This is a genomic window from Mesorhizobium sp. P160187 (assembly GCF_057766425.1).
Genome location: NZ_JBYMDX010000004.1, coordinates 25500 through 51993 on the forward strand (window position 1 = coordinate 25500; position 26494 = coordinate 51993).

Below are 26494 nucleotides of genomic sequence, written 5' to 3' on the forward strand. Positions count from 1 at the left end.
CAGTGAGGGCATACTTTTGATCAGGGAGTTCTAGTCCGGCGCTGCCAAGAACGGCATCGGACGTTTCCACCGGTAGGGCTCGAGTCTATCGAAATTGCGGAGGGCCAGAGAGTGATCCCGTATGCTGATCGAAAAGAAGCCGTTCGAGCTGTGCTCAAGTATTGCGCGATGCAGGGCCAGACGGTTCGTTATGGGGTGCTTGGGAAGGCGGTCGGCATCCCTGCTCAAGGACCTTGGAAGCCGATTCTCGATGAAATAAGCGGTGAAGAGTTGCCAGACATTACCTTCCTAGTAGTTAACAAGGACGGATTGTCGAGCCAGATCGATTTTAAGGAAGCCAAGCCAGCCATCGACAGGCAAAGGAGAAAGGCCGCAGATACGATCAAAGCTGTCTTCACACACTATAGCAATCAGAAATAGCCAGTTTCTCGTACTCCGCCGCGGGCAAGCCAACTCGATTCAGAAGAGAAAATCTGGGGCGACCAGCAGACAGCCTATGCTTACTCGATGGAGCGTCCGAATTGGACAATGAAGCCCTTCCCGGGGTAATGCCCGCCTCGCGGTCACTGAGCCCAGCAATCGGCTTCGGAAATGTTCTTGAATTGCTGCCCATCAGCATCTGCAAAGGTCAGTCGGGTGTTGGCGACGTCGTAGATCGCGAACCTTTTGCGACCGTGCAAAGCTCCACCGATGAACATTTTTTGCATCGCATGGAATTGCATGTTCTCGTCGTCGCTGAGGCCCATTGAGGCACCGGTTGCGTTCTTGGAACCGGCGAGCAAATAGTCTTCTACCGAGATCATCGAAAAGGAGACTGCCCCGCCATTCCGAACGACATCGACCGCAGCAATCTTTTTCCCCTCGATCACGAAATCACCGGCGGAAGTGAGCGCGACCTCCACCACTTCCTCGGGATCGTCCGACCCCATGTTCACCACGCCCAGAACTGTTGTGCCTTTTGCTGAACAAGTCATTTCAGATATGCGCCCGTCCGTGGCGCTTTGATTAGCGAAATTCTGGAGGCTTGGCGGATTTGAAGACGGCAGCGTTTGTTGCGTCTGGCCCGATTCAATAGCGTCAATCTTCTGGTCAATGGCACTATCCAAATCTCTCCATTCGTTTGAGGCGAATGCTTCAACCGACTCGTTACGGATCTCGATGAGCCGTACTTTCAGTTCTTGCAGGGCCGCCCTTGATGACGGATCGGCGGGGAGAGCTTGAGTTCGTTTGATCAGCTCGACAAGTTCTTGCTTGTAACCCTTCGCCTGTTGCTTTCTGGCCTGCAGCTTTTGCGTGAACTGCTCGAGAGACAGTGCATCTGCACCGGCAGCTGATTGGCCGCACTCTGCCGCCTGCGATATAAGAACTTGGACCCAGTTCGGGTCCATCTTAGAAATGGGCGTTTCCTGATACACACCCGAACTGTTTGCGGCAATCATATCTCTGCAAACGTCGGCAAAAGCGCGCGGGGTTAGGAGCAGCGCGACCCCAACGCAAACAGCCGCGCATCGAACGGTTTTCCTCACTTTGTGGCCTCGCTGGATGTCTTACCTCTGCCTGCGCGACCGCTCCTCCATGCGAAGAATGCCATGGCGGCCAAGATCAGGTCGGCGATGGCCCAAATCTTCATGTCGGTGAAGGCGCTGGCGGCGATGAATGCAAACAGGCTGCCGACGCCGAAGATGATTGCGGAGATCAGTGGCAGGCCGAACGCAAAGGCGCCGCCGACGAAGAACAGCAAACCCACCAACACGCCGACTGATCCAGCGCCCGCTAGGTCATGGTTGGCCGCGATGCTTCCACCCGTCGCGACCGCGCAGGACTGCAGCATCGAAATCAAGCCAAGCAGAATTCCAATAATCCCAACTGCTATTTTCATTTCACTCCCCCAAGCAAGCACATGAATCGTGCAATCCCCTGAAATTGGAAATAGGGGACTATTGGTCCGTCGATTGTCAAGCCGTTTGTATTGCCTTCTTGCCCACAATGAACGTGCGCAAGATCATTGGTTGGAATCTCCGTAACCTGCGTGTCGAACGCGGGCTGTCGCAAGAGCGGTTGGCGTTGGCGGCGGAGATCGATCGTTCTTACGTCGGCCGCGTCGAGCGCGGTTCTGAAAATGTGACGATCGATACGCTGGAAGCTTTGGCGAAGGCACTTGGCGTCCCGGCCGCAGACCTTCTGACCGAACCTCCGAAAGGCGCTCGTGAGCCGTCGCCGCTTACGTCGGGCAGAAAGCCCAAGGCAGGTTAGAAGAGCGGGGAACTGTGCCCCTGTGCCCTGTGCAGGGGAGAACATCAGTACTCCTCCGGCAGCATGACGGTCATCACGCGAATGGTGACGGCCGGGTCGGAGGCATCGGACGATAGGTTCACGAGAGCGCGGTCGTAGCAGTCGATTTTCCACAGCAGCTGCCGATCGCCGACGTACAGCAGAGCGCAGTCGTGGGTGTCATAGGGATCGTTGTCCTCGTTGAACACGTCGAAGTTGGCGATGGCCAGCAGGATAGCGCCGATCTCTTGGGCAGGCAGTGCGGCGACACCGGCGGTCATCACCATGCGCCCGCCAGCGCCGGTCTGGCGCAGCTGGTCGTTTAGGGTCCGAATACGCGCGGTTCGATCAGCTGCCGACAGCCGACCGACGCGCTCGGTTGAGCATGTCATGGGTGTTTCCTTCGAATGGATGTGTGATTGACGGGGGTGGTGGGCCGGGACGAACCCGGCCCGTTGCAAGACCGCTTACTTCTTCGCCAGCTGGCGGGGGTGGATCAAGCCAAGCTGGTAGTAGCTGCGGTCTACCTGCGGGGCGTCTGGGTAGTCCCTGAACTTCAGGGTGAAAATCCCCTTGGCTTTCGCTTTCATAATGCGGGCCTCAAAGTATCCCTCGTCGGGTCCTTCCGATGCCAGCACGACATCGCCGACCGTTAGCTTTGCCCAAAGGTCGCTACCGTTACCGCCAACGGCACCGCCGCCACCGCCGCCCTCGCCATGGCCCGCCACGGCCTCAGGCGAGCCCGCTGAAGCGTTTTCGGGGCTGTTGGCGGCCTCGTCATCGCCCGGCCCGCCGTCGCGCTCGTCAGCGACGCCCGCTAGGGCCGCAATGCGGGTATAGACTTCCGATTTGACGAACGGCACGAAAGCCTTGCCGCTGTCGAACAGCTTGCCAGCCGGAAGGCGCATGACGATCTCGGGAGCTTCGCCGGGCTCAACGCGGTGCGAATGCATCCCCATCAGCCTTGCAGCGCTTTCCGCCGCCTCGACTTCCGGCAACAGAAAAACCGATGCGTGGGGTTTACGGGTATCATCGCGGCCGAAAACAATCAGCGAGCGGGTGGTTTCGAAGGCGACATTCATAGTCTTGCCTCCTGATACGACAAAGGGGCCAGAAGGCCCCCTTTGGTGTGATTTGAGTGGTGCCCACATGGCGTGTCGGGTCGATCTGTCAAAGGCATGTTAGTCCTCCTGTTAGGGTCTGGCCTAACCGCGTCAGCCGACGCAGCTCGCCGCAACCAGTATAGAGGAATGTTTTCCTATTGTCAAGAATCGGTTTAAAATCAGCTACTTACCTCCAGCGGGTTGCTCATTCCTCCAGCGGGTTGCTCATTGAGGGCGTAAAGCTTGTAGCGATTTCGACGACAGGCCACGCCTCGCCCTTTCTCGGTGGGATGTCTCACTTACCCACCGAGATCGGAATCTAGTTCAACGCGGCGCGCAATTCCCGACAGCAGGCGGGGACGCGGCCCCGGCGATGGCACCTACAAAACGCCCAGACTCAGCATTTTTGTGAACACCTTCCAGTAAAATGGTCCTCTGCTAGATTCCTCCGGCTTCTACATAGCATTGAATTTGCTCGCTAATTTCATCTGCCAGTTTTTACACGCAGATTTTCTTGCATCGCGAATCAGTTTTTCTTAGAAAATTGAACCCCACCGCCGATGAAGAAATGTGGGGCAAAAGGGAGTGAGCCTCATGTTTAAGACACCATCGATCCCCGACAGCATTCGTCGCTCGAAGCCGCCGCAGGAATTCGTCAACCCGCTGCAGATCGGAATAGTTGGCCCAAACCTATTTGGCACGGAAACACTATGCGGAGATTGGGACGGGGATCTATTGCTGTTGGCGCAAGATTTCGCGCCCGCCGATGAAGTGCGAGCAGTTCTGAAAAAGCATGGCTCGAAAGGCGCATGGCGTCACAATGACGGAGATGGGCGCTATGGGATCGGAATGATCACCAACGAAAACATTTGCCATCATCTTGGAAGCATCGGCAGGACGATTGACCTCGCAGGCAGGAGATCGTTCGACAGCGGTGTGCTTTACGGCAACGCTTCATTTTTCCTCAAGGAGGGCAATGTCTCTCCAACGAAGGGGGTCAGAGCCTCGGCCCCGGTATTTGAGTTCGTCACGAATAATATGCGGAATCTGAAGGTTGTAGCTTGTCTTGGAAAGCCAGCTTTCGAGGGTGTGATGGGCTGGCTCAGCAGTTCCGCCGACTGGCGAACTCACATGAACGCCCGAAAGCCGGTCAGATACGGTCAACTGTCGGTTTTTGCGCTCGCTCATCCCGGTCAACTTGGGATCAACGGACGACTACCGAGTGCGACCTATTCGGAGCGACTTGCGGCCATCGCGGCTGATTGGAAAGCCGTGGGCAAGGCCCTGAACTGACGCTGCAACCTCGGCAAAGGTGGATTCATGACCGTTAATGCACTCGCTCATCGACATCTCGACGAAGAATTTCTGACGGCGTTAGACGATCTGGCTAGATCAAAGACGAACAAAAACTGGTGGCGGGACGTGTTACTCCGGCCTGACGTGGTGATAGCTATTCGAAGAAATTCGATAAACGTCTATAATCGCGGTGCGTCGCTATTTAAGGTCGATTGGAGCGGTGGCAGAATATTGCTTTCTACCCATGCCAAGTACCTAGTGAGACAGGAACAAACCTACGTTCCGCTTACTGATTCCGGATTCGGAATTACTAGCGAGAGGCTCTTCTGGCAGGATTATGAAGGACCGCAAACGCTCGACTCCATGGTTAAGGCCGCGCAGAAGCTGGCAGGGCCGGAAAAGACCGGCCTTCATCCCCTTCTAGTCAACGATCCGAAGGTGATCGATGCCGAGATTGCGCTGACCCGGGCCGCCGAGATTGAAGACGGTGAAATGATCTTAGCCCCTGTGTCGGAGAGGCGGCAGGATCGGTTGGATGCAGCTGTTGTCCGGAGTGGCACGGATGGCCTGACGATCTCATTCTATGAGGCCAAGGACTTTTCGAACAAGGATCTCCGAGCGTTCAGTGACAATCCTCCTGCGGTTCTTATGCAGCTGGCTGCATACGAGAAAGCGCTCACGGCAAAAGGACCGTCGATAGCGGCCGGATACACCAATGTCGCAAAAGCATTGGTCAGGATTGATGCCATGCGAAAGCACGTGGCAGGAGATGGCTTCATAAGACAAATCGATCCCTTGGTGCTCAGCCTTGCGGAAGGTGGGTTGTTGCCAGCAATCGACTGCAAGCCCCGGCTGTTAATCTTCGGATTTGACAGAGCTCAGCGCGATGACAGGGGTTGGCAAGGCCATTTAGCCAAGCTGAAGTCGGCCGACGGAATCGGGCGAGGTCGAGTACAAGCGGTCGGCAGCGCCAACCGCCAAACACGGTTCTCCTAAGTTTTGAAACCGAAAAGAGTATCAATGCGTCAGAGAGCCTTTGCCGCGGTTTTCGCAATATTTGGCACCATCATATCCGCTAATGCCGCTAAGAGACCTGAGTCCAAAGCCGGGGCACTTCAGGCGGGGCAGTTCGTCGGAGTTGCTGAGCAATGTTTTTCAGCCGGGAAGGCTGTCCTCACAAAAGCGGCGCGCAAATTCGCGGCGGCGGCTGAGCGGAACAATCCCAAATGGTACTATGCTGCCTATAATGACGAGATAAAAGGTCCTCCAAGCGTTTATGATGAAGCCTTCTGCAACGATATAGCGCGAAAGGATTACGGGCCAAAAGGCTCAGTCAGCAAACGCCTTGGGTTCACGATAATGGACGTTGCGAACTTCGTTGAATGAATGGCGTCACGGCGCAGGAGGGGGCTTGTTTGATGCCAAGATGCCTGCAATCTCTGCGCTTACTGCTTCGGCGGCGGAAGCGAGTGCCTTGTCAGGGATGTGAATATATCTAGAAGTCACCCCCCGTCCTTTGTGTCCAAGTAATCCCGCTATCGTGCCGTCCGAATAGCCTAGACCTGATGCGACAGAAGCAAACGTGTGCCTAAGACAGTGGGGGCTCGCCTTGTCGATCTTTGCGGCCTTAAATATGCGCGCGGCTTCCTTGCCCATGCCTTGATAGGCTGCGGTGCCTCTGCTGCCAGGAAATATAAAAGGCTTGCCAGCCATACGACGATGAGCCTTGAAGACCGCGATTGCGGCATCTCCAATTGGTCGCAGACTCTTGCCAGTCTTTGTATCGTCGAGCCGAAGGCATTTCAGCCCGAGATCAAGTTCGGTCCAACGCAGGCCGTTAATCTCTCCGATTCGACATCCCGTTAGGCAAAGGAGCTTGATGATGGTGAGGGCATATGGATGGATCGAGCTGTCTCCAGCGTCTTTTTCATTCGCCAGCACTAAACCAAGGCGGCGCAGCTCCTCCGTACTAAGAAATCGTTGTTTCGATTCACTGCGAAACCGCCGAACCCTGTGCACTGGATTCTGATCTATGATGCCTTCGTCGACTGCCCAAGTCATGATGCCCGACAACAGATCCGCGACCCGAGCAGCGGTGGCGGCTCCTCCGGTGACTTTTGCCCGACCTCGCAGTTTTGTTTTTATGAGAGCCTTTGTTTTGCCAATCGTTATGTCTTCAATTAGGCGCTTCACAGCACGGCTATCTATGTCGGTGACCGATTTCGATCCGATCAGTGGCTTGATGTGGCGGCTGATCCGGCCTTTGTCGATCAACAGGGTGGAGAGCTTCTTGGGCCGGTTGAACCGAGTAAGGATTCCACCGGCTTCAGCCGATTCCATATACCGATCGCACAACTCGCCGACAGATACCGGCGTCGGTCGGTCCCGAACGACGGCTGGATCGTCACCGGCGGCCACAAGGCCGAGTAATCGCTTAGCCTCTATCCGTGCTTGATCAACTGTCCACGGCGAACCGTAGCGACCGATGGTGTACCACCTCTGCTTCCCGCTCTTGCTGTACTTAAGGCAGAACGTCGGGTGCTTGCGCTGACGTCGAACTCCGAAACCTGCAACCGATCCTCGGCCAGAATCCCAAAGCGTGGATTTGAGAGACATTGCATCGATATCGGTCTTTGTGATGGGCATCGGGGGCGGCCTAGCTACAAACTAGCAACAGCCAATACGGGAACTCAGGTGATTTGCAAAGACCCTGAAACTTGGAAAATCAAACAAAATCAGCGAAGATATGATCTTGCGGGTTCCTCAGTGACCTGTAAGTTATACGTTTACACCGAAGATGTCGGCGGTTCGAGCCCGTCATCGCCCACCATATCCCGGCCGACATATCTCGAATGCCGGGCGCGGCCGCAATGAGCCGCACCCGCCGTTCTTTCCCGGCGCGCTAGCCTATCGCTTGACGTAGCAGTTCTTCTTCACGCGGCGGATGGGATCCTCGCCAAAGGCGTCGACGCTGCATGTGACGCCGTTCCTGAATACACCCTGGACGTACTGGCCACGCGCCCCGTATCTCACCACTTTGCGGCCACGGAACTCGCAGAACCGCCCCTCCGAGGCGCAAGCCACCCATCTGCCGCGGCCCTGGCCGTAATCATTATCGCCGTAATTGTCATCATTGCCGTAATTGTCGTCGTCGTTGTCACCATAATCATTACCGCTATCGCGCCTCGCAATATAGCAGGCCTTGTCGCGGCCGGGCGCCGGGTCGCCGAAGACGCGATTCGAGCAAGGCACGGAACGACGATCGAAGAAGCGGGAGGTGGTCTGGCCGCGCGCGCCGTAGACCACTTCCGAGGGGTAGGGCAGGCGGCACGTGCCGCCTTCATCGGCGCATTTCTGCATGCGCTGGGCCGACGCGGTGGCGGGGAAAAGGATAGAAACGGACGAGGCCAGGCCGACCAGGCAAATGAATGTAAACGTCATCCGGATCAAAGCAGTGAAGGTTTTTGACATGATTTTGTCTCCCGTCGATTCGACCAGCATGGTACAGCTGCCTTGTTAAATGCACGATGAATGAAAGCCCTCGCGGAGGCAGCACAATGATCGACCATCCACGGCGGCTGATGTTACAACTGCTATTGGCATTGGCAATCTCTGGTATTGGGCGCTTCGCCTATGCAGGGAATGCGGGCGACGGCGTCGACCAGCCGGCGGCCAAGGCCGCCTTGCTCAAGGTCTATCCCGGACTTTTCACCATTTCGGGCAATGTACTGACCTGGACCGACGGCACCACGATGGTGTGGGACGACGGCAAGGCGCGCGAAGCCGACGCGCTGCTGGAGAGCCCTGACATCGAAGACATGTTTCGCTACGTCTATCCCGGAGCAGCCGAGGGCGCGCTGGTCCCGGCGGAGGATTTCGATCCCGGCCGTATCCGCAATGAACCTTTCTTCGAGAAGCTCTACGGGGCAAGTGCCGCCGAGGTGGGCAAGCACATCGCCAACGTCAAATGGTTGCCGAAGCTCGGCAAGAAGACCGTGCAGGTCACCAGGATTTTCGGCATCAACGACCGGCTGGGCAAGGTCTCCGCTGCGCTTGAGGCGATGCCCGCGGAGCTGAGCCGTTACGGGCTCAAGCCCGGCGGCGGCTTTGTCTGGCGGCCGATCGCCGGCACCGACCGGTTGAGCGTTCACTCGTTCGGAGCGGCCTTCGATATCAATGTCGGCTTCTCCGACTATTGGTACAACAACAGGAACAAAACCAACCCGAAGGCCCACATTCCCTTCAAGAACCGGATTCCGCTGGAAATCGTGGAATTGTTCGAGAAAAACGGCTTCATCTGGGGCGGGCGCTGGTATCACTACGACACCATGCACTTCGAATACCGGCCTGAGTTGCTGCTGTACAAGAAATCCGGCTGATCACGGCGGCAGCAGCCGGAAATCCTTGCCTTCGGGCAGCAACTGGCCGCCGTCGACGACGATGGTGGTGCCGGTGATGTAGCTGGCATCGTCGGAGGCGAGGAACAGGAAGGCGTTGGCGACGTCGCGCGGACTGCCGAGGCGTCCGAGCGGGATCGAATCCTCCATGTTCTTGATGTAGGCGGCGCCGCGATGCAGCTCGATCGCTTCGGTCAGGATGTTGCCGGGCTCGACGCCGTTGACGGTGATGCCGTAGCCCGAAAATTCCAGCGCCGCCGAGCGGATGAAGCCGTTGATGCCGGCCTTGCTGGCGGCATAGTGGCCGTGGCCGGGGCTGGTGACGTGCGGACCGGTGATCGACGAGGTGTAGAGCATGCGCCCGTAACCTTGCACCTTCATCGGCGCCAGCGCCGCCAGCGTGGCGTTGAACGTGCCGCGCAGATTGACCGCCATCACCCGGTCCCAGTCGTCCGGGCTGGTGTTTTCGATCAGCTGCCAGGGATAGATGCCGGCATTCTGCACGACGATGTCGAGGCGGCCATGGCGGCTCAGCGCCAGCGCCACCGCAGCTTCTGCATCGGCCATTTGCGAGATGTCGGTGCGAATGAAATCCGCGCCGAGCTCGTCCGCGGTCGCTTGACCGGCCCCGGCTTCGCTGTCTGCCAGGACCAGCCGCGCGCCTTCCTCGGCAAAGCGCTGCGCGATGCCCTTGCCGATGCCGCGCGCGCTGCCGACGATCAGCGCGACCTTGCTTTCGAGCCGTCCTGTCATGCCAGCCGTCTCCTATGCCAGTCTTTGGCGAATGGTTTGCTTGAAGGCGTCGAGCAGCACGGCGGCGAGCACCAAAAGGCCGTGGATCACCTGGGTGAAATTGGCCGGCAGGCCCATCAGGTTGATTGCCGTGTTGATGGAGGAGAGCAAAAGCACGCCGGCATAGACGCCGGGCAAGGTGCCGACACCGCCTTTCAGGCTGACGCCGCCGATGACGACGGCGGCAAAGGCGTTGAACAACAGCCCGGTTCCGAGATTGGCGGTGGCGCCCGAGGTGCGGATGGCGAGCAGCCAGCCGGCGAGGCCGGCGATGGCGCCAGCCAGCACGAAGGCGATGATCAGGTTGCGGTTGACGCGGATGCCGGCGCGGAAGGTCGCTGTCTCGTTGCCGCCGATCATCACGAGGTGGCGGCCGAACGGCGTCTTGGCCATGATCAGCGAGAACAGGACGAAACAGGCGACGGCGATCCAGGCGGTCAGCGGCAGGCCCGCCAGCCGCTGGATGCCGAACCAGCGGATGGCCGGCGCCAGATCCTGTGCCGAGCGGCCGCCGGAAATCACCAGAACCAGGCCACGCACCCAGATGTAGGACGCCAGCGTGATGATGAAGGCGCTCATCTTCACCTTGACCACGAGATAGCCGTTGAAGACGCCGATGAGGCCACCGACGGCCAGCGCAACGAGCAGCGAAACCGGAACCATCAGCCATTGCGGATTGAGCTGTATGCCCATGCCGATGCCCGATGAGCAGAACAGGATGCCGACCGCCATGGCGCTGAGCGCGGCCACCGATTCCACCGACAGGTCCATATGGCCGGCAATGATGACCAGCGACAGGCCGATCGACATCACGCCGAGAACGCTCGAGGCCTCGATGATGTTGGCGAAGATGCCGAGCTGGAAGTAGTTCGGGACGAAGATGGAAAAGACAACCAGCACAAAGATCAGCATGAACCAGACGAGGTTGTCGAGGACGAACTCCAGGGCTTTGCGGCTGCGCGGGTTCATGGGCTGATCCGGTTGGCGCTCCCGAGAAAATCAGGCTGAGAAATCAACTCGATTTCGTCGGGTTCAGGCGCGGGTTTAGGTTCGCCACGGTGTCCTGGGACGCGGCGTCGTGAATGGGCAGGCTCCGGGCCGCAATGGCCCGGAGCGCTTCGCTAGGCTACTATTCGACAGACTTGATCGTGTCCGTCGGCGGCTTCTGGTTGCCCCAGAAGGCCGGATTGTCGACGTTTTCCTTGGTGATGGCGGCGCCCGGGATCTTGATGTTGGGGCCCCAGCTCTCCTTCGTTACGGTCGACTTCAAGCCGAGCACGTCATACTCGCCAGGCTTGATTTCCTGCTTGCCGGCGATCTTGTCCATGAACATCGCCACGGCCGCGGCCTGCGCGTAGAGCGGTTGCTCGACTTCGACATTGAGCCAGCCCTTGCGGATCAGGTCGAGACCGACCGGAGCGCCATTCGAGCTCATCAGCAGGACGTCGCCCGGCTTCTTGCCGGCGGCCTCGAGCGAGGCGACGGCTGCGACCGACAGGTGCGCGGCATGGCTGAAGATCAGGTCGATGTCGGGGTTGGCGAGCATCTGGTCGGCAACGATCGTGCCGGCGTTGCTGGCTTCCCATTGCATGGCCGGCAGCGAGATGATCTTGACGTCAGGAAACGCCTTCAACTTCTCCTCGAAACCCTTCTGGATGTCGAGCGTGTAGGGATCGCCGGGATCGCCGAGCACCTGCAGGATCTTGCCCTTCACAGAACCGTTCTTGGCGGTCAGAAGCTTTTGCGCCTGCTCGGCGGCGACGTAGCCGATCTCGACCGTGCCCGCCACCGAGGTGAAATCGGACGGGGTCGAGGTGATCTGGCGGTCGAACTCGACCACCGGGATGCCGGCCGCTCGCGCCGCTTCGATGGACGGCTTCAGCGCGTTGAAATCGACGGCGGCCAGGATGATCGCCGCCGGCTTCAGCGCAATGACGTCGTTCATCTGCGATTGCTGCGCGTCGGTCTTGTTGTCGGCGTTGAGTGTTTTCACCTCATAGCCGACCTGCTTGAGGAACAGCTCCAGCGCGCTCACCGAGCCGGTCTGGAATTCATCGAGCAGGGTCGGGACCATGTAATAGACGGTGCCCTTGGTCTGGGACATTGCCGGCGTGAGCGAGGCAAGAGCCAGTGCCAGGATACCGAAGACAAGAACCAGTATTCGCTTCATGTCGTTCGCTCCTCTTTTATACCGGACCCCTCTTTTGTCCCTCAACCTGCCGGTCCGGCACCGGCAAGCGTCTCACCGGTGATCATGTTGATCACCGCATCGGGACTTGTTTTGTTGCGCGCGACATCGCCGGCCACGACGCCTTGCCGGATCACCACGATCCGGTCGGCAACCTGGAAGGCCTGTTGCATGATGTGGGTGATGATGACGACGCCGATGCCCTGGTTGGCCACCTGGCGGATCATCTCGAGACCGCGCCTGGTTTGTTCGACGCCGAGGGCGGCGAACGGCTCGTCGAGCAGCACGAGCTTGCCGCCCCAATGCACGAAGCGGTTGAGCTCGATGGCCTGGCGCTGGCCGCCCGAGAGATGCTCGACATTGGTGCGCAGCGACGGGATGCGGGTGCCCGCACTGGCCAGCGCCTTGCCGACCACGGCCTCCATGGCGCGCTCGTCGAGGATGGGGATACCGAGAACCTTGCGGGTGATTTCGCGGCCCATGAAGAAATTGGCGACGACGTCGACATTGGTGCAGAGCGAAAGGTCCTGGTAGACGGTCTCGATGCCGGCGGCCTTGGCCTCGGCCGGCGTTTTCGCCAGGAATTCCTTCCCCTCGAACAGCATGCGGCCGGAGCTCGGCTCGAGGCCGCCGGCGATGATCTTGACCAGCGTCGACTTGCCGGCGCCATTGTCACCGAGCAGCGCCACGACCTCGCCCTTGCCGATCGAGAAGCTGATGCCTCTGAGCGCATGGATGGCGCCGTAATTCTTGGTGACGTTTTCGAGTACCAGCAGCGGTTCGGTCATGCCGCCACTCCCTTGCTGTGCATGAGGTCTGGCCGGCGCTCGCGCTCGGCAATGAACATCTGGCCGAAGCGCGGCGACAGCACGCCCGAAACGGCCAACGCGGCAGCGCCCCGCAGCACCGAATGCTTGCCGCCGGTCGCCACCGTCACGCGCGGTGTCTTGCGGTCGCGCCGCGCCGAGACCGAATTGGGAAGCTGTCCCGCCGCGCCGACCAGCTTTTCGAGCAGGTCGGTGGGCGCGAGCCCGCCGAGGATGACGGTTTCGGGGTCGAACACATTCTCTATGGTGACGATGGCGTTGCGGAAGATCGGCGCGATCTCAGCCACCCAGGCGGCGTCGCTGATGTTGCGGCGGCGACGTGCTTCCAGCGAGAGATACCGTTCGAGGCAGCCGCTGTTGCCGCATGGGCAAGGCTCGCCACCGGGAACGGCAGGGATGTGTCCGATTTCGCCGGCATTGCCCCAGGCGCCGCGCATCACCGCGCCGTCATGCACGATTACGCCGCCGAGGCCGACGCCGAAATAGAGGTAGTAGTATTCGGAATAACCGGAGCCGAGACCGTAAAGCCGTTCGCCCATGGCCGCCGCCGCCATGTCGGTTTCGAAGAAGGCCGGCAGCCCGGTCGACGCCGCCAGCCGTTCCGGCAGCGCGACATCCTTCCAGCCGGCCATGGTCGTCGGGCCGACGAAGCTCATCGACTCCACGCCGAACGGTCCAGGCAGCGCCATGCCGATGCCGAGCACGCGTCCGCCGGGCCGCAGCGCGGTCAACTCGGGCACCATCGCGCCGATCAGCTCGAAGGCATGGTCGGGCGTCGCATGCGGCGCCTCGCGATGCATGCTCTCGATGACATCGCCGCTGAGATTGATGAGCGCCGCGTCGATCCCCAGCGGGGTGAGGTGGACGCCGACGGCATAGCCGCCCTCGGGGTTGATCCTGAGCGTCGCCGGCGGCAACCCGCGTCCGCGCGGCTCTTCGCGCAGCGACAGCACATAACCATGCTCTTCGAGTTCGCGAACGATGGTCGATACGGTCTGGACGGTGAGGCCGACCCGGCCGGCAATGTCGCCGCGAGCGATGGGACCGTGAAGACGGATGGACTCCAGCACGATGCGCCGGTTGTAAGGCCGCCCGAACTCCTGATTGGTCCCCCGCAGTGCCATGTCCCGCGCCCCATAGGAAGACCAAGACTTGCACAGGCAATTTATTCAGTCAAATGGAATTCAAAAATAATTCGTGACGGTTCCCGGGCGCGCTGCAGGACCTGTCCCATTCGTCGCGCTGGCCGATTGCAGCCGGGCTGAAACCACCGCAATGGTGAATGACGTCAGGCGGGCGCGGGGCTCGCCGGCCAACAATCCAGCAGGAAAACCGATGATCGAATTGCCTTTTGCGCGCGATGAGTACCAGCGGCGGCTCAAGAAGATCCGCGCCGAGATGGCGGCGCGTGGGCTGGAACTGCTGGTGGTCAACGATGTCGCCAACCAGCATTACATCACCGGCTATGACGGCTGGTCGTTCTACACGCCGCAGGTCGTGCTGGTCCCGATCGAAAACGAGGCCGAGCCGGTCTGGATCGGCCGCGCCATGGATGCGGCAGGCGGCTTGCTGACGGCCTGGATGAAGCCGGAGAATGTGGTCGGCTTCCCCGAGGACCACGTGCAGCGCGCCGATCGCCATCCGATGGACTGGATAGCGGCCTGGATCGTCGACAAGGGCTGGGGCGCGAGACATATCGGCATCGAGCTCGAAGCCTATTATTTCTCGCCGAAGGCGCATGCCCGGCTGGTCGCCGGCCTGCCCAATGCGAAATGGCACGACGCCGATCTCCTGGTGAACTGGATCCGCGCCGTGAAATCCGCTCCAGAAATTGCCTACCTGCGCAAGGCGTCGACCTTGGCTGAAGCAGCTGTTGCGCGGGCCTTCGAAGTCATTGCGCCAGGTGTGCGCGAGTGCGATGCGATTGCCGCGATCCAGGCGACGCAGATCGCCGGCAGCGCGGACTTCGCCGGCGACATCACGGCACTGCCGCCGACCATCCTCGGCGGCGAGAATGCATCGGCTCCGCACATCATGTGGAGCGACCGGCGGTTTGGAGAGGACGAGACGATTGCGCTCGAACTTGCCGGTGTCTGCCGCCGCTATGCCGCCGGCCTCGCCCGAACGATGCAGCTCGGCAAGACGCCGGCCCGTGTCGCCGACACCGCAAAGGCGGTGATCGAAGGCATGGATGCGGTGCTCGACGCGGTCAGGCCGGGGACCACAGCCGAAGCGGTCGAGGCCGCATGGCGCAAGGTTATCCAGCGCTACGGGCTGAAGAAGGAATCGCGCATCGGCTACTCCATTGGCGTCGCCTATCCCCCGGATTGGGGCGAGCACACGATCAGCCTGCGGCCCGGCGACAAGACCGCGCTGCAACCCGGCAATGTCGTGCACTCCATTCTTGGCATGTGGATGGATGGCTGGGGCATCGAGATCAGCGAGACCATTCTGGTGACCGAGACCGGCCATGAGACGCTGACCAAATTCCCGCGAGACATCCATGTCAAATCCTGACCGGTCAGCCACGACGGACGCCACCGCGACCCGCCTGACGCATCTGCTCAATATTGGATCGTCCGGCGCTCGATCAGCACCACAAGACAAAACAGGACGATCGACAGGCCCGATGACAGCACGATCGCCGCGTAGAGGCGGTCCGACCGGTAGTTGAAGGACGCCTGGATGATCAGCGCGCCAAGTCCTTGGTCGGAGCCGATCCATTCGCCGACAATGGCGCCGATCACGGCGGTGGCCGAGGCAATCCTCAGCGATGAGAACGGCATCGGCAAAGCGCGCGGCAGCCGCAGGCTCCAGAACGTGACGCCGGAGCACGCGATGTCGGATTGCCAAACAACAGGATGGTACAACGGGTGAAGGAGGCGGGGGCGTGCAACCAGCCGCCTGGCTTGACCCTACAGATACTGCTCGACCTTCTTGCCGACGGTCAGGAAGCGCAGCGGGTCGATGGCTTCGCCATTGTGGCGGACCTCGTAGTGCAGGTGCGGGCCGGTCGAGCGGCCGCTGCTGCCGGTCTTGCCGATGATGTCGCCGGCCGCGAGTTTTTGGCCGACGGCAACGTCGATCTCGCTCAGATGGCCGTAGCGCGTGGCAAAGCCGTTGCCGTGATCGACCTCGACCATGCGGCCATAGCCGCCGTTCCAGCCGGCCTTGGTGACGATTCCGGCCGCGGTGACCTTGGCTGGCATGCCGACCGGCGCGCGGAAATCCATGCCTGAATGCAGGGCAGCGGTGCCGAGGATGGGGTCGGTGCGCACGCCGAACGGGCTGGTGACGGAGTGGCCCGGCGCCGGGTTGGCAAGCGGCAGCCGCCGCGCCTCTTTCTTCAACTGGTCGAGCGTATCCAGCGCCTCGTCGAGTTCCTTGACCTTGCTGTCGAACATCATCGAGCTGTCAAGCGGGATCAGCGGCCCGCCGACATCGCTTTCGTTCTTGCCGAAATCGCTGTCGACCGGCAGGCCGGCCGCCTCGAGCGCCTGGGTGATGGCGTCGGCGTTCTTGTAGGCATTGTCGGCCAGGGTCTCGATGCGGGTGAGTTGCTGGCTTTCGATAGCCTTCAGTGAATCATTGATCGAGACGAACAATTTGTCGGCACGGTCCGCAGCCGTTTCGCTGGGCAGCGGGTCGGAGCGTGTCGACCACAGCGAGAATGGCCTGGTGTCGCCCGAACCGAGGCTGGCGACCGAATAGGCGAGTGGCTCGCCGCCAGTCAGTTCGGCATGCTCGTCGAGTTTTGCCGCCACATCCGCGGCGGCCGGCGTGCCGACCTCGTTTTCCGCCCGTTCGAGGATCGGGCCAAGGCGGCCATGGCGCTGGCTGAGCTGGCTCTGCCGCTCGATCAATTCGCTGACCTTGGTCTCCATCAGTTTCTGGTCGAGAAGCTGGCGGCTGGTGATGCGGTCGACCTGCGCGCGCAATGCGGAAATGCGATCTTCATAGGCCTGCTGCATGCGCGCCTGCCGGGCCGTGGTGGCGCCGATCAGATCGTCGCGCAGTACGAGATAGGAGGTCGCCAAGAGATAGCCGATGGCGATCGCCGCCAGTGCCGAGCCGAGAAAGGCGACGAGCCACGGCCGGATGGTGAAATGCCGTATTTCATTGCCCCGCGCAATGATGACCGTATGCGGCTCCTCGCGCCTGCCGAAGACCGCTGACTGACCGGTTAGGTTCACGGGACCAAGCTTTCGTTACGACACCAACGAAGCCCGATTACACATTATTAGGGTTAACAAAGTTTTATTAGGGTTAACAAAGTTTTGCCGTCGAGCGGGCGCGCCAGTGACCAGCGGTGTCAGCCAACCGCATATGTGTCTTATTCCCCTAATGCAGGGCGCGGCGTTGGCCAGATCGGTGGGGCCTCAGAGCGCGCGGACCGCCTCCAGCACTGCTTCGGCATGGCCTTTCACCCGGACCTTGCGCCAGATCCCGGCGATCCGCCCGTCCTTGCCGATCAGGAACGTCGCCCGCTCGACGCCCATATAGTTGCGGCCATACATCGTCTTCTCGACCCACAGATTGTAGGCCTCGATCACCTTGCGCTCCTCGTCGGCAACCAAGTCGACGGTGAGATCGTATTTGGTTTTGAACTTGTCGTGCTTCTTCACGCTGTCCGGCGACAGGCCGATCACCACGGCGCCGGCCTTTTCGAACTCCGGCTTCAGCTGCGAAAAGCTGATCGCCTCATTGGTACAACTTGTGGTGTCGTCCTGCGGATAGAAATAAAGTACAATGGGCTTCCCCCGCATCGAGGCAAGGCTGAGTGAGCCGCCGCCGTCGCGCGGAAGATCGAATTGCGGCGCAACGTCGCCAACGTCGAGATCAGCCATATCGATGCCCTTGTTTGAGGTTACGCGGCCCTAAATCAAAGAGATAGAGCATGATGTCGTCCGAAAACCGCCTCACACCTTTCGGCATCATGCTCTAGCCTGCGTCGTTATAGTGTCGGGCGGGGATTCGTCCACGATCGAATTCGCACAACGGAAAATTGCGTGGATCAGGAAGAACCGCAGCACGAGAAAATCCGGTTCAGGCGTGACGAGATCACCGACCTGGGGGCTTTCCCGTCCGCTTGCCGCGTGCCGCCGCTCGGCAAGGCACGGATCGGCCGCGGCTTTCGCATCCTTGCCCGGCTGTTTGCCGGCATTGGAGCCCTTGTGCTGCTGGCAGCGGCCGCCGTCTACGTCATCGGCGCCACCGGCATCGGCAACGAACGGCTGCGGTTGGAAGCCGAAACGGCGATCGAGAAACTGGCCGGTTTCGACGTCAAAGTCGCCGTCGGTCCTGCCAGCTTGACACTCGACGGATCGAGCTTCATTGCGCTGCAGGTCAAGGATGTCAGCGTCGAGACGGCGGACGGCAAGCCGATGGCCGATGCCGGGCGCGTCCGCTTCGGCATCCGGCTGATCCCGCTGCTTTCGGGCGAGGTTCGGCTGACCAGCGCCAGGGTTTCCGACGCCCATATCGTCACCGCGGCAATGCCGTCGGGTGGTGACTGGACAGCGCGCCTGCGCAATCAAGACGGTCTCATCGATCCGGAAAAACTGGCCGCCGCCGTCTTCAGTGACGTCAATCGTGCACTCGATGCCGTGCGCGAGGATTCGATGCGCCGCATCGATCTCAAAAATGTCGCATTCGAGCTGCCCGAGGCCGGATCGGTCAAGCTGGTCATGATCGCCAACGCGACGGTGCTGCAGTCGGGCCCCGGCAGCGTGGAGTTCTCGTCCGAGGCGGATGTCGATGGCCGCGCGCTCACCGTCACGGCCACCGCCACCCGCGATACGAGCTCGATGCGCGTCACCGCCTTGAACGCCGCCATCGACATGGCGGATGTCGCGGAGACAACGCCGGCGGCCGGCGGGCGAACCGGCGCGATGGCTTTGAAGCTCACGGGATCCGAAGGCTCGGGCGAGACCGATTCGCGGCTGACGGGCTCGCTGTCGCTAACCGGCTCGGTGCTCGACCTCGGCACACGCGGGCTGTTGCCGGCCGATGTCGATGTCGACGCCGCCCTTGTCTCCGGCTCCAACAAGATCGATGTCGGCAGGCTGGTTCTAAAGACCGGGCGCTCGGCGTTCAATTTCGCCGGCTCGATCGGGCCAAAGCCGTCGACCGGCGCGGCCGGCGAGGAGCCTTCCTATCGTTACGACCTGACCAGCGACGGCTCGACGCTGGCGCCTTCGGAATCGCCCGAGCCGGCGCTGAATTTCTTCGCCCGCATCGCCGGCGTCTATCAGGTCAAGAGCCGCAAGCTTGTCGCCGACCAGATCGGCATCAGGTCGGGATCGGGGAGCGAAGTGCTGGGAACCGCTGCGGTTTCCTTCATCGACAACGGACCGCCGGGTATCTCGGTGTCGCTCAACGTCCACGACATGGCGGTCTCGCACGTCAAGCAATTGTGGCCCTGGTTCTCGGCCAAGAACGCGCGGCTGTGGGTGCTGCAGAACCTGTTTGGCGGCCGCGTCGTCGATGCCAGCCTGCAGTTCCAGGTCGTTCCGGGGCGTCTCGGCAACGGCGTGCCGCTTTCGGCCGACGAGGTGTTCGGCCGCTTCCAGGTCGAGGGCTCGCGTTTCGACACCGCCGGCCGCATCCCGCCGATACGCGATGCCGTCGGCGTCGTTTCCTTCCACGGCAACGATGTCGACGTCGCGCTGTCCTCGGGCAGCGTCTATATGCCGAGCGGCCGCACCGTGGCGGCAAGCAATGGCACACTGTCGGTAAAGGCGGCAAACCACCCGCCGGTGATCGGCGCGCTCGACATCGACGTCGCCGGCGAGGCGCCGGCCATCGCCGAACTTGCCTCCTACGAACCGATCAACGCCATGCGCCATGTCGGCATCTTGCCGGACGACCTGTCGGGCACGGTGACCGGCCACGTCAAGGCCGACATTCCGTTGCAATCCGGCGTCGACACGTCGAAGCTCGATTGGCTGGTATCGCTCGACTACAAGGACCTGTCGCTCGCCAAGCCGTTCGAAGGCCAGATGGTGACCGATGCCGACGGTTCGATCGAAGTCGGGCCCGGCAAGGCGGTGATCTCTGCCAAGGCGCGGCTGAACGGCATTCCAGCCGAGCTCGATCTGGTCGAGCCGCTCAGGGATGGCGGCCCGCCGCGCAGCCGCAAGGTGGCGCTTGTGCTCGACGACAAGACGCGCGCCATCGCCATGCCTGGCCTGTCGCCGCTGATTTCCGGCACCATCAAGGTGGCAATCGACAAGAGCGGCGAAGGCGGCAGCCAGAACGTCGACGTCGACCTGACGAGCGCCAGGCTGGACATTCCCTGGGCAGGCTGGAGCAAGGGGCCGGGCATTGCCGCCAATGCCACTTTTACCGTGAGCAAGTCCGGCGATACCACGACGCTGTCCGACTTCGACCTCGACGGAAAGAGCTTTTCGGTCGAAGGCGATGTCGTCCTGGTCAAGGGCGCGCTGTCGTCGGCCCGCTTCAGCAAAGTCGCCTTGAACCGGGGCGACGATGTCGCCGTGACGGTGAAGCGGTCGGGCAAGGGCTTCGCAGTCGATGTCAGCGGCAACGCGCTCGATGCCCGCTCGCTGATCAAGCAGTTCACCTCCGATGTCGATACCGCCACCAAAACCACCGGCACGGACGCGGTTTCGGTTAGCGCCGACGTCAATTCGCTAACCGGGTTCCATGACGAGGTCCTGTCCAATTTGAAGCTCGACTACAGTGCCGCCGGCTCCAGGGTGAACAGGCTCAAGGTCAGCGCCGCGGCAAGTTCCGGCGCCGCCATCGCCATCAGCAATACGGCAGGCAATGGTGCTCGCGCGCTCACCATGAAGTCGGCCGACGCAGGCGCCATATTGCGCTTCCTCAACATCTACGAGCATATGGAAGGCGGATCGATCACGCTGGCGCTCAGCGGCGCGGCCGACGGCCCGATGCGGGGCCAGGTCGATTCGAGCAACTTCTTCATCGTCAATGAACCGAAGCTTGCGTCGATCGTATCGACCACGCCAGCCGGCGACAGCCGCAGCCTGAACGAAGCGGTCAAGGGCAAGATCGACACCTCGCGGGTAAAATTCGAGCGCGGCTTTACCGAGATCGACAAGGGGTCGGGCTATTTGAAATTGGCGAATGGCGTGCTGCGCGGCCCGCGCATCGGCACCACCTTCCAAGGCACGCTCTACGACCAGAACAACAATATGGACATGACCGGAACCTTCATGCCGGCCTATGGCCTCAACCGCATCTTCGGCGAGTTGCCGTTGGTCGGCGTTCTGCTCGGCAACGGCCGCGACCGAGGCCTGATCGGCGTCACCTACCGGCTTAAGGGCAACGCCAACAAGCCGGTGCTGGACATCAACCCGCTATCGGTAATCGCGCCGGGCATTTTCCGGTCGATCTTCGAGTATCGCTGAGGATCCCAGAAGACGGCTCAGGCAGGCCGCACAAGCACGTGCTTTTTCTTGCCCACTGAAAGCTTTGCGACGTTTTCCGGACTCAAATCCTGAGGCGTCACCATCCGCCGGTCGTCCGCCACCGGCTGGTCGTTGAGGCGCACAGCGCCACCCTGTATGTGACGCCTTGCCTCGCCGTTGGACCCGGCAAGGCCCCCGCTGACCAGCAGCGACAGGATGCCGATGCCGGCTTCCAGCGCGGCGCCGTCCACTTCCACGGTCGGCAGCGTTTCGGCCGTCACGCCTTCCTCGAAGGTCTTGCGCGCGGTCTCCTCGGCTTGTTGCGCCGCCTCGCGGCCGTGCACGATGGCCGTGGTTTCGGTGGCCAGCACCTTCTTGGCCTCGTTGATCTCCGAGCCGCCAAGGGCGGCCAACCGCGCGATCTCCGAAAGCGGCAGCCGGGTGAAGATCTTCAGGAAGCGCTCGACGTCGGCATCCTCGGTGTTGCGCCAGTATTGCCAGAAATCATAGGGCGAGAAGAGGTCGCCGTTCAGCCACACCGCGCCCTTGGCCGATTTGCCCATCTTGGCGCCCGACGATGTCGTCAGCAGCGGCGTGGTCAGCGCATAAAGCTGCGGCGTGCCCATGCGGTGGCCGAGATCGACGCCGTTGATGATGTTGCCCCACTGGTCCGAACCGCCCATCTGCAGCCGGCAGTCGTGGCGGCGGCTGAGCTCGACGAAATCATAGCCTTGCAGGATCATGTAGTTGAATTCGAGGAAGGACAGCGACTGTTCGCGCTCGAGCCGCAGCCTGACGCTGTCGAAGGTCAGCATCCGGTTGACCGAAAAGTGGCGGCCGACATCGCGCAGGAACTCGACATAGTTGAGCTTCATCAGCCAGTCGGCATTGTTGACCATGATGGCGTCGCTGCCAGTGTCGCCGAAGCGCAGGATGCGGCCAAAAATTCGCTTGATGCCCTCGATGTTGGTGGCGATCGCCTCGGGCGTCAAAAGGCTGCGCTGGTCGTCACGGAAGGACGGGTCGCCGATCATCGAGGTGCCGCCGCCCATCAGTGCGATCGGCCGGTGGCCGGTCTCCTGCATCCAGTAGAGCATGGTCGCCGATATCAGATTGCCGATGTGCAGGCTGGTCGCCGTGGCGTCGTATCCGACATAGGCGGTCACGGTTTCCTTCGCGAAAAGTTGATCCAGCCCGGTCTCATCCGAAATCTGGTGGATGAAGCCGCGCTCGCTCATGACGCGCAGGAAATCGGACTTGAAGGCGGACATTGTTTCTTCCTGAAAGCGCCGGGTCCGAACGGCCCGGCATGGCCTGAACGCGGGCGTTTAGCATCCAAGCGCGTCAAGCAAAAGTGGTTTCCGATTTTGCGCCGGCATGGACAGCCTATTCTGCACTGCCGCGCATGCTTGCTTCATCCTGTCGGCTGGCGTAATGAGGCGCCGCGCCAACGGGTTCGATCCGCTGGAACGGCACCGCACGGCATCCACCGAATGCCATATCTTGTGACAGAGCCCGACGCGATATGCCGGACGCATTGATATCCATCGTCATTCCCTGCCGCAACGAGGCGGCGAACCTGCCGCTGCTGATCGACGAGATCGAGGCGGCGATGACCGGGCGCGATTTCGAAATCATCGTCGTCAATGACGGTTCGACTGACGACACCGCTTCGGTGCTTGCCGCTGAAGCCGCCAAACGTCCGTTTCCGCTTCGGCAGCTGCGGCACGAAAAATCCGCCGGCCAGTCGCTTTCGGTGCGCTCGGGCGCCTGGGCGGCGCGCGGCTCGATAATCGCCACCATCGACGGCGACGGCCAGAACGACCCGCAATATATCCCCGTGCTGGTCGATGCGCTGCGTCGGGCAGGGCCCGATTTCGGCGCCGCGCAGGGGCAGCGGTTGAAGCGCCGCGACAGCAAGATCAAGCAATTGGCATCGCGTTTCGCCAACTGGCTGCGCGGCGCGATCCTGCATGACGACACCCGCGACACTGGCTGCGGCTTGAAGGCGATCCACACCGATATCTTGCGCAAACTGCCGTTTTTCGACGGTACGCATCGTTTCGTTCCGGCGCTTGTCATCCAGGAAGGCTACCGCGTCGTCCATTGCGACGTCGTCGACCGCTCCCGCCGCCACGGCAAGTCGAATTACGGCATCTTCGATCGCGGCCTGCAGGGCGCGCTCGATCTCGCCGGCGTTTGGTGGCTTCGGCGCCGGCGCCGCAGAATGCCAAAGGTAGAGGAAATCACGCATGGCTAACGTGTTTCAGGAATTGGCGATCTGGCTGCACCAGGTTTTCGTCAAGCAGTTCGACGCCTGGGTTCTGCTCGGCTTCGTTGCCCAGTTCTTCTTCACCATGCGCTTCCTGGTGCAGTGGATCGCTTCGGAAAAGGCCAAGCGCAGCGTCGTGCCGATCGCTTTCTGGTTCTTCTCGCTGTTCGGCGGCGGGCTGCTGCTCGTCTACGCCATCCAGCGTGAGGATCCGGTGTTCATCGCCGGCCAGGCCATGGGCATGGTGATCTATGTCAGAAATTTATGGCTCATCGCCAATGAGCGCAAGGCGGCGATGACCAAGGTCGACTGAGCCACCAGTCCCGCCAAATTCAGTCTGTCCGGTGTCGAAATGAGCAGGAACTACATCTTTCTCTTCCTGTTCAGCCTGATGATGACGGCGTCGGGACTGGCCTCTTTGCCGCCGCTCGACCGCGACGAGCCGCGCTTCGTCCAGGCGACCAAGCAGATGACGGAGACCGGCGACTATATCGACATCCGCTTCCAGGACGCGTCGCGCTACCAGAAGCCGATCGGCATCTACTGGCTGCAATCGGCGGCGGTCACGCTGAGCGGCGAGGGGGCACAGGCGCCGATCTGGATTTACCGGCTGATCTCGGCGCTGGGCATCGCCATCGCCGTCGTCGCAATCGCCTGGACCGGGGCCAATCTGTTCGGCGCCAATGCCGGTCTTGCCGCCGGCCTGGTCATGGCGGCGATTTTCGCCACCGCCTTCGAAGGCCGTGACGCCAAGACCGACGCGATGCTGCTTGCCTGCTGCGTTCTGGCGCAAGGCGCGCTGGCGCAGATTTATCTGGCATCGCGCCGCGACGAGCCTGTCGCCGGCCATCTGCCGTGGATTTTCTGGGCTGCGCAGGGCGCGGCGATCCTCATCAAGGGGCCGATTGCACCGCTGCTGTCGGCGCTGACGGTGCTCACGCTGGTTGCTTTCGAGCGCGACTGGCGCTGGCTGGCGAGGCTGAAAGCCGGGCGTGGGCTGATTCTGGTGCTGTTGATCGTGCTGCCTTGGCTCGCCCTCATCACCTGGAAGAGCAACGGCGCCTTCCTGCAGCAGGCCGTCGGCAAGGATATGCTCGGCAAGGTCGCGCAAGGCGAGGAGTCGCACGGCGTTCCGCCGGGCTTCTACATGCTGACCTATTGCCTGTTCATGTGGCCGTTCGGCCTTGTGGCGCTCGGCGCCGGACTGCAGGCGCTCAACCGATTGCGCGACGATCCGCGCCTGCGTTTCTGCCTCGCCTGGTACGTTCCGTTCTGGCTCGTCTTCGAATTGATCCCGACGAAACTGCCGCATTATGTGCTGCCGGCCTATCCCGGCATGGCCCTGCTCATCGGCTGGCTTTTGACGCTGACGCCGCAAGAGGCAAATGCGCCGCTCAGGCGCTGGCAGACATGGCTGTGGTGGGCGACCGCATTCGGCACCGTTCTGGTGACCGTCGGTCTCGCCGTGCTTTGCGTCGGTGCGCCGATCTATCTCATGAAGACATTTTTATGGTGGAGCGTTCCGGCCGCCGCGGCAGCATTGGGCGCCGGCTACCTCGCTGTTTCGCGCCAGACGCTGGTGCCGCTGGTCCGCATCGGCGGGGCTGCGGTTTGCGCCGGTATAACCTACGCCCTGCTGTTCGGTGTCATCGTGCCGTCACTGAAACCGATTTGGATGAGTCGGGAAATCGAGGCGGCGGTTCGCGCCGATCGTCCCTGTGAGATGAGCGTGCTCGCCTCCGCGCAATATCACGAACCGAGCCTGGTATTTCTGGTGGGCACAAAGACGGTACTGACCGATGTCGACGGGGTTGCGCAACATCTGCTTGGCGATCCGGCCTGCGCGCTGGGCCTGGCGCCGGTCGGCGATGAAAAACGGCTGGATGACCTGCTGGCAGGGCAAGGCAAGAAGGCCAGCCGCGTCGCCGAGATCGACGGCATCAACTATTCGTCAGGTGATAAATTGTCGCTCGGCCTGTACCGTGTGGCGAACTGATAGCTCTTCAATGATCGCGCCGAGCTCCGCATGTTGATGAAGTCGCCATCGCCGGCGCGTGCCGCTTTGCCTGCCATGCTCCGGCAGTCTGTCGCTAATTTCCGCGATACCTTCGGGATTGTACGGCATCGCCTGGCGACGCGCCCGGCGCGCTACCCGAAAATCCTGTGGTCGGTCTGGGTTGTGGCCTGGCTTTTGCTGACGATCGCGGTGTCGCTCCGTTTCGACCATCTTGGAGGGACCATGGCGAGGCAGTGGGCTTCAGGCTCGACCAATGTCTTCCGCATCGCCGAGTTTTTTACCTTCTTCGGCCTAGGCGGCTGGTATCTTGTCCCGTCGGTACTGGTGCTGATTGCCGCGAATCTGACGGATTGGCGCAGCCTTTCCCGGCGCGCGCGGATGACCTTCTACAACTGGACCTGCTTTGCTTTCATGGTGCTGGGTTCGATCGCACTCTCGGCCATGGTCGTCAACGTGCTGAAATATGGCGTGGGCAGAGCCAGGCCGATGAATTTCGACAAGCTCGGCGATCTGTCGCTGCATCCTTTTTCCTTGGAGGCGCGCTTTGCCAGCTTCCCGTCCGGCCATGCCACGACCATGGGCGTCATTTTCGGCATTGCACTGCTGTTGTTGCCCCAGCGCAGATGGGTGCTGCTGGCAGCAACCTTGTCGGTCGCATCGACCCGGATCTTTATCGGCGCGCACTACCCGAGCGACACTGTCGCCGGATTCGGCCTTGGCTGTGCTGTTGCCATCGTCTGCGCGATGGTGCTTGGCCGGCTGGGATGTATCTTCCGCTACACGGCGTCGGGGTTGCCGGTGGCAAAAACTACGTTCCGCCTATTCCGTCGGGCTCGCAAACCAAACCAAAACGATGCGCCGAGACAGACGAATTTCGGCATTGGAGCAGCGCCGGCAGGCAACTGAATTGCTGACGCCTTTGGAACCATCTAAGA

The 26494-nt window shown here is 61.3% G+C and carries 26 protein-coding genes and 1 pseudogene; 12 read left to right on the top strand and 15 right to left on the bottom strand.

What is annotated here, in order from left to right:
- Positions 1-111 precede the first annotated feature (111 nt).
- Positions 112-420, top strand: coding sequence for a hypothetical protein (locus AC3CCE_RS17045; RefSeq protein WP_352624507.1), 309 nt, complete (start codon positions 112-114; stop codon positions 418-420).
- A 143-nt stretch (positions 421-563) separates the two neighbouring features.
- On the opposite strand, the gene AC3CCE_RS17050 is transcribed toward AC3CCE_RS17045, so the two are convergent.
- Both AC3CCE_RS17050 and AC3CCE_RS17055 read right to left on the bottom strand, forming a co-directional pair.
- A complete protein-coding gene (locus AC3CCE_RS17050; protein WP_352624509.1) occupies positions 564-1388 on the bottom strand; it encodes a hypothetical protein in 825 nt (274 codons plus the stop codon).
- Positions 1389-1522: 134 nt separating this feature from the next.
- A complete protein-coding gene (locus AC3CCE_RS17055) occupies positions 1523-1831 on the bottom strand; it encodes a hypothetical protein (protein ID WP_352624700.1) in 309 nt (102 codons plus the stop codon).
- Positions 1832-1986: 155 nt separating this feature from the next.
- On the opposite strand from AC3CCE_RS17055, the gene AC3CCE_RS17060 reads away from it, so the two are divergent.
- Positions 1987-2253: a helix-turn-helix domain-containing protein gene (locus AC3CCE_RS17060; protein ID WP_352624511.1), complete on the top strand. Its 267-nt coding sequence runs from the start codon at positions 1987-1989 to the stop codon at positions 2251-2253.
- 44 nt (positions 2254-2297) lie between these two features.
- Here the strand turns inward: AC3CCE_RS17060 and AC3CCE_RS17065 are convergent, their stop codons facing one another.
- Together AC3CCE_RS17065 and AC3CCE_RS17070 are read right to left on the bottom strand one after the other, a co-directional pair.
- The gene (locus tag AC3CCE_RS17065) at positions 2298-2663 is read right to left on the bottom strand and encodes a DUF3768 domain-containing protein (RefSeq protein WP_352624513.1); all 366 of its coding nucleotides are present in this window, start codon (positions 2661-2663) and stop codon (positions 2298-2300) included.
- Positions 2664-2738: 75 nt separating this feature from the next.
- On the bottom strand, positions 2739-3353 hold the full coding sequence (locus AC3CCE_RS17070; RefSeq protein ID WP_352624515.1) for a hypothetical protein: 615 nt from the start codon (positions 3351-3353) through the stop codon (positions 2739-2741).
- A gap of 615 nt (positions 3354-3968) precedes the next feature.
- On the opposite strand from AC3CCE_RS17070, the gene AC3CCE_RS17075 reads away from it, so the two are divergent.
- The 3 genes from AC3CCE_RS17075 to AC3CCE_RS17085 are packed head-to-tail and all read left to right on the top strand — an operon-like array spanning position 3969 to position 6056.
- On the top strand, positions 3969-4667 hold the full coding sequence (locus AC3CCE_RS17075) for a hypothetical protein (RefSeq protein ID WP_352624517.1): 699 nt from the start codon (positions 3969-3971) through the stop codon (positions 4665-4667).
- A gap of 27 nt (positions 4668-4694) precedes the next feature.
- On the top strand, positions 4695-5666 hold the full coding sequence (locus AC3CCE_RS17080; protein WP_352624519.1) for a hypothetical protein: 972 nt from the start codon (positions 4695-4697) through the stop codon (positions 5664-5666).
- Between the two features lie 24 nt (positions 5667-5690).
- Positions 5691-6056, top strand: a complete 366-nt coding sequence (locus AC3CCE_RS17085) for a hypothetical protein (protein ID WP_352624520.1) — start codon at positions 5691-5693, stop codon at positions 6054-6056.
- Between the two features lie 6 nt (positions 6057-6062).
- On the opposite strand, the gene AC3CCE_RS17090 is transcribed toward AC3CCE_RS17085, so the two are convergent.
- Entirely contained in the window at positions 6063-7316 is a 1254-nt protein-coding gene (locus AC3CCE_RS17090) for a tyrosine-type recombinase/integrase (RefSeq protein WP_352624522.1), read from the bottom strand.
- Between the two features lie 261 nt (positions 7317-7577).
- A complete protein-coding gene (locus AC3CCE_RS17095; protein WP_352624524.1) occupies positions 7578-8171 on the bottom strand; it encodes a hypothetical protein in 594 nt (197 codons plus the stop codon).
- 56 nt (positions 8172-8227) lie between these two features.
- Here AC3CCE_RS17095 and AC3CCE_RS17100 point away from each other — a divergent pair, with 56 nt between their 5' ends.
- Entirely contained in the window at positions 8228-9049 is an 822-nt protein-coding gene (locus tag AC3CCE_RS17100) for a M15 family metallopeptidase (RefSeq protein WP_352511300.1), read from the top strand.
- Here AC3CCE_RS17100 and AC3CCE_RS17105 read toward each other — a convergent pair whose 3' ends face one another.
- The 5 genes from AC3CCE_RS17105 to AC3CCE_RS17125 all read right to left on the bottom strand — a co-directional run bounded on the left by AC3CCE_RS17105 (position 9050) and on the right by AC3CCE_RS17125 (position 13998).
- A complete protein-coding gene (locus tag AC3CCE_RS17105; protein WP_352624526.1) occupies positions 9050-9820 on the bottom strand; it encodes an SDR family oxidoreductase in 771 nt (256 codons plus the stop codon).
- A gap of 12 nt (positions 9821-9832) precedes the next feature.
- Positions 9833-10828: an ABC transporter permease gene (locus tag AC3CCE_RS17110; RefSeq protein ID WP_352624528.1), complete on the bottom strand. Its 996-nt coding sequence runs from the start codon at positions 10826-10828 to the stop codon at positions 9833-9835.
- Positions 10829-10988: 160 nt separating this feature from the next.
- Positions 10989-12029 carry a sugar ABC transporter substrate-binding protein gene (locus AC3CCE_RS17115; protein ID WP_352624530.1) on the bottom strand — a complete coding sequence of 347 codons (1041 nt, stop codon included), beginning with the start codon at positions 12027-12029 and terminating at the stop codon, positions 10989-10991.
- A gap of 41 nt (positions 12030-12070) precedes the next feature.
- Positions 12071-12835: an ATP-binding cassette domain-containing protein gene (locus AC3CCE_RS17120; protein ID WP_023706423.1), complete on the bottom strand. Its 765-nt coding sequence runs from the start codon at positions 12833-12835 to the stop codon at positions 12071-12073.
- On the bottom strand, positions 12832-13998 hold the full coding sequence (locus AC3CCE_RS17125; RefSeq protein ID WP_352624532.1) for an ROK family transcriptional regulator: 1167 nt from the start codon (positions 13996-13998) through the stop codon (positions 12832-12834). Before AC3CCE_RS17125 ends, AC3CCE_RS17120 begins: the two co-directional genes overlap by 4 nt.
- A 211-nt stretch (positions 13999-14209) precedes the next feature.
- On the opposite strand from AC3CCE_RS17125, the gene AC3CCE_RS17130 reads away from it, so the two are divergent.
- Positions 14210-15391 carry a M24 family metallopeptidase gene (locus tag AC3CCE_RS17130; RefSeq protein WP_352624534.1) on the top strand — a complete coding sequence of 394 codons (1182 nt, stop codon included), beginning with the start codon at positions 14210-14212 and terminating at the stop codon, positions 15389-15391.
- 47 nt (positions 15392-15438) lie between these two features.
- On the opposite strand, the pseudogene AC3CCE_RS17135 reads toward AC3CCE_RS17130, so the two are convergent.
- The 3 genes and pseudogenes from AC3CCE_RS17135 to AC3CCE_RS17145 form a co-directional block, all read right to left on the bottom strand.
- A pseudogene (locus tag AC3CCE_RS17135) lies at positions 15439-15696 on the bottom strand (ABC transporter permease); the annotation flags it as partial.
- A 93-nt stretch (positions 15697-15789) separates the two neighbouring features.
- Positions 15790-17067, bottom strand: coding sequence for a M23 family metallopeptidase (locus tag AC3CCE_RS17140; protein ID WP_352624536.1), 1278 nt, complete (start codon positions 17065-17067; stop codon positions 15790-15792).
- Between the two features lie 186 nt (positions 17068-17253).
- Positions 17254-17721, bottom strand: a complete 468-nt coding sequence (locus tag AC3CCE_RS17145; protein ID WP_352624538.1) for a peroxiredoxin — start codon at positions 17719-17721, stop codon at positions 17254-17256.
- Between the two features lie 162 nt (positions 17722-17883).
- Between AC3CCE_RS17145 and AC3CCE_RS17150 the strand changes: the two genes are divergently transcribed.
- Complete coding sequence (locus tag AC3CCE_RS17150; protein WP_352624540.1) at positions 17884-21270, top strand: hypothetical protein; 3387 nt, start codon at positions 17884-17886, stop codon at positions 21268-21270.
- A 17-nt stretch (positions 21271-21287) separates the two neighbouring features.
- On the opposite strand, the gene tyrS is transcribed toward AC3CCE_RS17150, so the two are convergent.
- On the bottom strand, positions 21288-22541 hold the full coding sequence (tyrS, locus tag AC3CCE_RS17155) for a tyrosine--tRNA ligase (RefSeq protein WP_352624542.1): 1254 nt from the start codon (positions 22539-22541) through the stop codon (positions 21288-21290).
- Positions 22542-22795: 254 nt separating this feature from the next.
- Here tyrS and AC3CCE_RS17160 point away from each other — a divergent pair, with 254 nt between their 5' ends.
- From AC3CCE_RS17160 to AC3CCE_RS17175, 4 genes are read left to right on the top strand one after another with little or no spacing between them, the layout of a single operon-like run.
- Positions 22796-23530 (top strand): glycosyltransferase family 2 protein, encoded by a 735-nt coding sequence (locus AC3CCE_RS17160; RefSeq protein ID WP_023690217.1) that lies wholly within the window; start codon positions 22796-22798, stop codon positions 23528-23530.
- On the top strand, positions 23523-23855 hold the full coding sequence (locus AC3CCE_RS17165) for a lipid-A-disaccharide synthase N-terminal domain-containing protein (RefSeq protein ID WP_023748554.1): 333 nt from the start codon (positions 23523-23525) through the stop codon (positions 23853-23855). The genes AC3CCE_RS17160 and AC3CCE_RS17165 overlap by 8 nt, the downstream gene beginning before the upstream one ends.
- A 39-nt stretch (positions 23856-23894) precedes the next feature.
- Positions 23895-25538: an ArnT family glycosyltransferase gene (locus AC3CCE_RS17170; protein WP_352624544.1), complete on the top strand. Its 1644-nt coding sequence runs from the start codon at positions 23895-23897 to the stop codon at positions 25536-25538.
- Positions 25539-25568: 30 nt separating this feature from the next.
- A complete protein-coding gene (locus AC3CCE_RS17175) occupies positions 25569-26465 on the top strand; it encodes a phosphatase PAP2 family protein (RefSeq protein WP_023743151.1) in 897 nt (298 codons plus the stop codon).
- Positions 26466-26494 lie beyond the last annotated feature (29 nt).

What these genes read in the sequence shown, in the direction of transcription:
- tyrS (WP_352624542.1), bottom strand. Translation starts at nt 22,541, where the DNA reads ATGTCCGCCTTCAAGTCCGATTTCCTGCGCGTCATGAGCGAGCGCGGC.
- AC3CCE_RS17095 (WP_352624524.1), bottom strand. Translation starts at nt 8,171, where the DNA reads ATGCTGGTCGAATCGACGGGAGACAAAATCATGTCAAAAACCTTCACT.
- AC3CCE_RS17165 (WP_023748554.1), top strand. Translation starts at nt 23,523, where the DNA reads ATGGCTAACGTGTTTCAGGAATTGGCGATCTGGCTGCACCAGGTTTTC.
- AC3CCE_RS17065 (WP_352624513.1), bottom strand. Translation starts at nt 2,663, where the DNA reads ATGACATGCTCAACCGAGCGCGTCGGTCGGCTGTCGGCAGCTGATCGA.
- AC3CCE_RS17130 (WP_352624534.1), top strand. Translation starts at nt 14,210, where the DNA reads ATGATCGAATTGCCTTTTGCGCGCGATGAGTACCAGCGGCGGCTCAAG.
- AC3CCE_RS17050 (WP_352624509.1), bottom strand. Translation starts at nt 1,388, where the DNA reads ATGGACCCGAACTGGGTCCAAGTTCTTATATCGCAGGCGGCAGAGTGC.
- AC3CCE_RS17160 (WP_023690217.1), top strand. Translation starts at nt 22,796, where the DNA reads ATGCCGGACGCATTGATATCCATCGTCATTCCCTGCCGCAACGAGGCG.
- AC3CCE_RS17115 (WP_352624530.1), bottom strand. Translation starts at nt 12,029, where the DNA reads ATGAAGCGAATACTGGTTCTTGTCTTCGGTATCCTGGCACTGGCTCTT.
- AC3CCE_RS17075 (WP_352624517.1), top strand. Translation starts at nt 3,969, where the DNA reads ATGTTTAAGACACCATCGATCCCCGACAGCATTCGTCGCTCGAAGCCG.
- AC3CCE_RS17060 (WP_352624511.1), top strand. Translation starts at nt 1,987, where the DNA reads ATGAACGTGCGCAAGATCATTGGTTGGAATCTCCGTAACCTGCGTGTC.
- AC3CCE_RS17080 (WP_352624519.1), top strand. Translation starts at nt 4,695, where the DNA reads ATGACCGTTAATGCACTCGCTCATCGACATCTCGACGAAGAATTTCTG.
- AC3CCE_RS17175 (WP_023743151.1), top strand. Translation starts at nt 25,569, where the DNA reads ATGTTGATGAAGTCGCCATCGCCGGCGCGTGCCGCTTTGCCTGCCATG.
- AC3CCE_RS17105 (WP_352624526.1), bottom strand. Translation starts at nt 9,820, where the DNA reads ATGACAGGACGGCTCGAAAGCAAGGTCGCGCTGATCGTCGGCAGCGCG.
- AC3CCE_RS17110 (WP_352624528.1), bottom strand. Translation starts at nt 10,828, where the DNA reads ATGAACCCGCGCAGCCGCAAAGCCCTGGAGTTCGTCCTCGACAACCTC.
- AC3CCE_RS17145 (WP_352624538.1), bottom strand. Translation starts at nt 17,721, where the DNA reads ATGGCTGATCTCGACGTTGGCGACGTTGCGCCGCAATTCGATCTTCCG.
- AC3CCE_RS17055 (WP_352624700.1), bottom strand. Translation starts at nt 1,831, where the DNA reads ATGCTGCAGTCCTGCGCGGTCGCGACGGGTGGAAGCATCGCGGCCAAC.
- AC3CCE_RS17100 (WP_352511300.1), top strand. Translation starts at nt 8,228, where the DNA reads ATGATCGACCATCCACGGCGGCTGATGTTACAACTGCTATTGGCATTG.
- AC3CCE_RS17125 (WP_352624532.1), bottom strand. Translation starts at nt 13,998, where the DNA reads ATGGCACTGCGGGGGACCAATCAGGAGTTCGGGCGGCCTTACAACCGG.
- AC3CCE_RS17120 (WP_023706423.1), bottom strand. Translation starts at nt 12,835, where the DNA reads ATGACCGAACCGCTGCTGGTACTCGAAAACGTCACCAAGAATTACGGC.
- AC3CCE_RS17170 (WP_352624544.1), top strand. Translation starts at nt 23,895, where the DNA reads ATGAGCAGGAACTACATCTTTCTCTTCCTGTTCAGCCTGATGATGACG.
- AC3CCE_RS17090 (WP_352624522.1), bottom strand. Translation starts at nt 7,316, where the DNA reads ATGCCCATCACAAAGACCGATATCGATGCAATGTCTCTCAAATCCACG.
- AC3CCE_RS17085 (WP_352624520.1), top strand. Translation starts at nt 5,691, where the DNA reads ATGCGTCAGAGAGCCTTTGCCGCGGTTTTCGCAATATTTGGCACCATC.
- AC3CCE_RS17070 (WP_352624515.1), bottom strand. Translation starts at nt 3,353, where the DNA reads ATGAATGTCGCCTTCGAAACCACCCGCTCGCTGATTGTTTTCGGCCGC.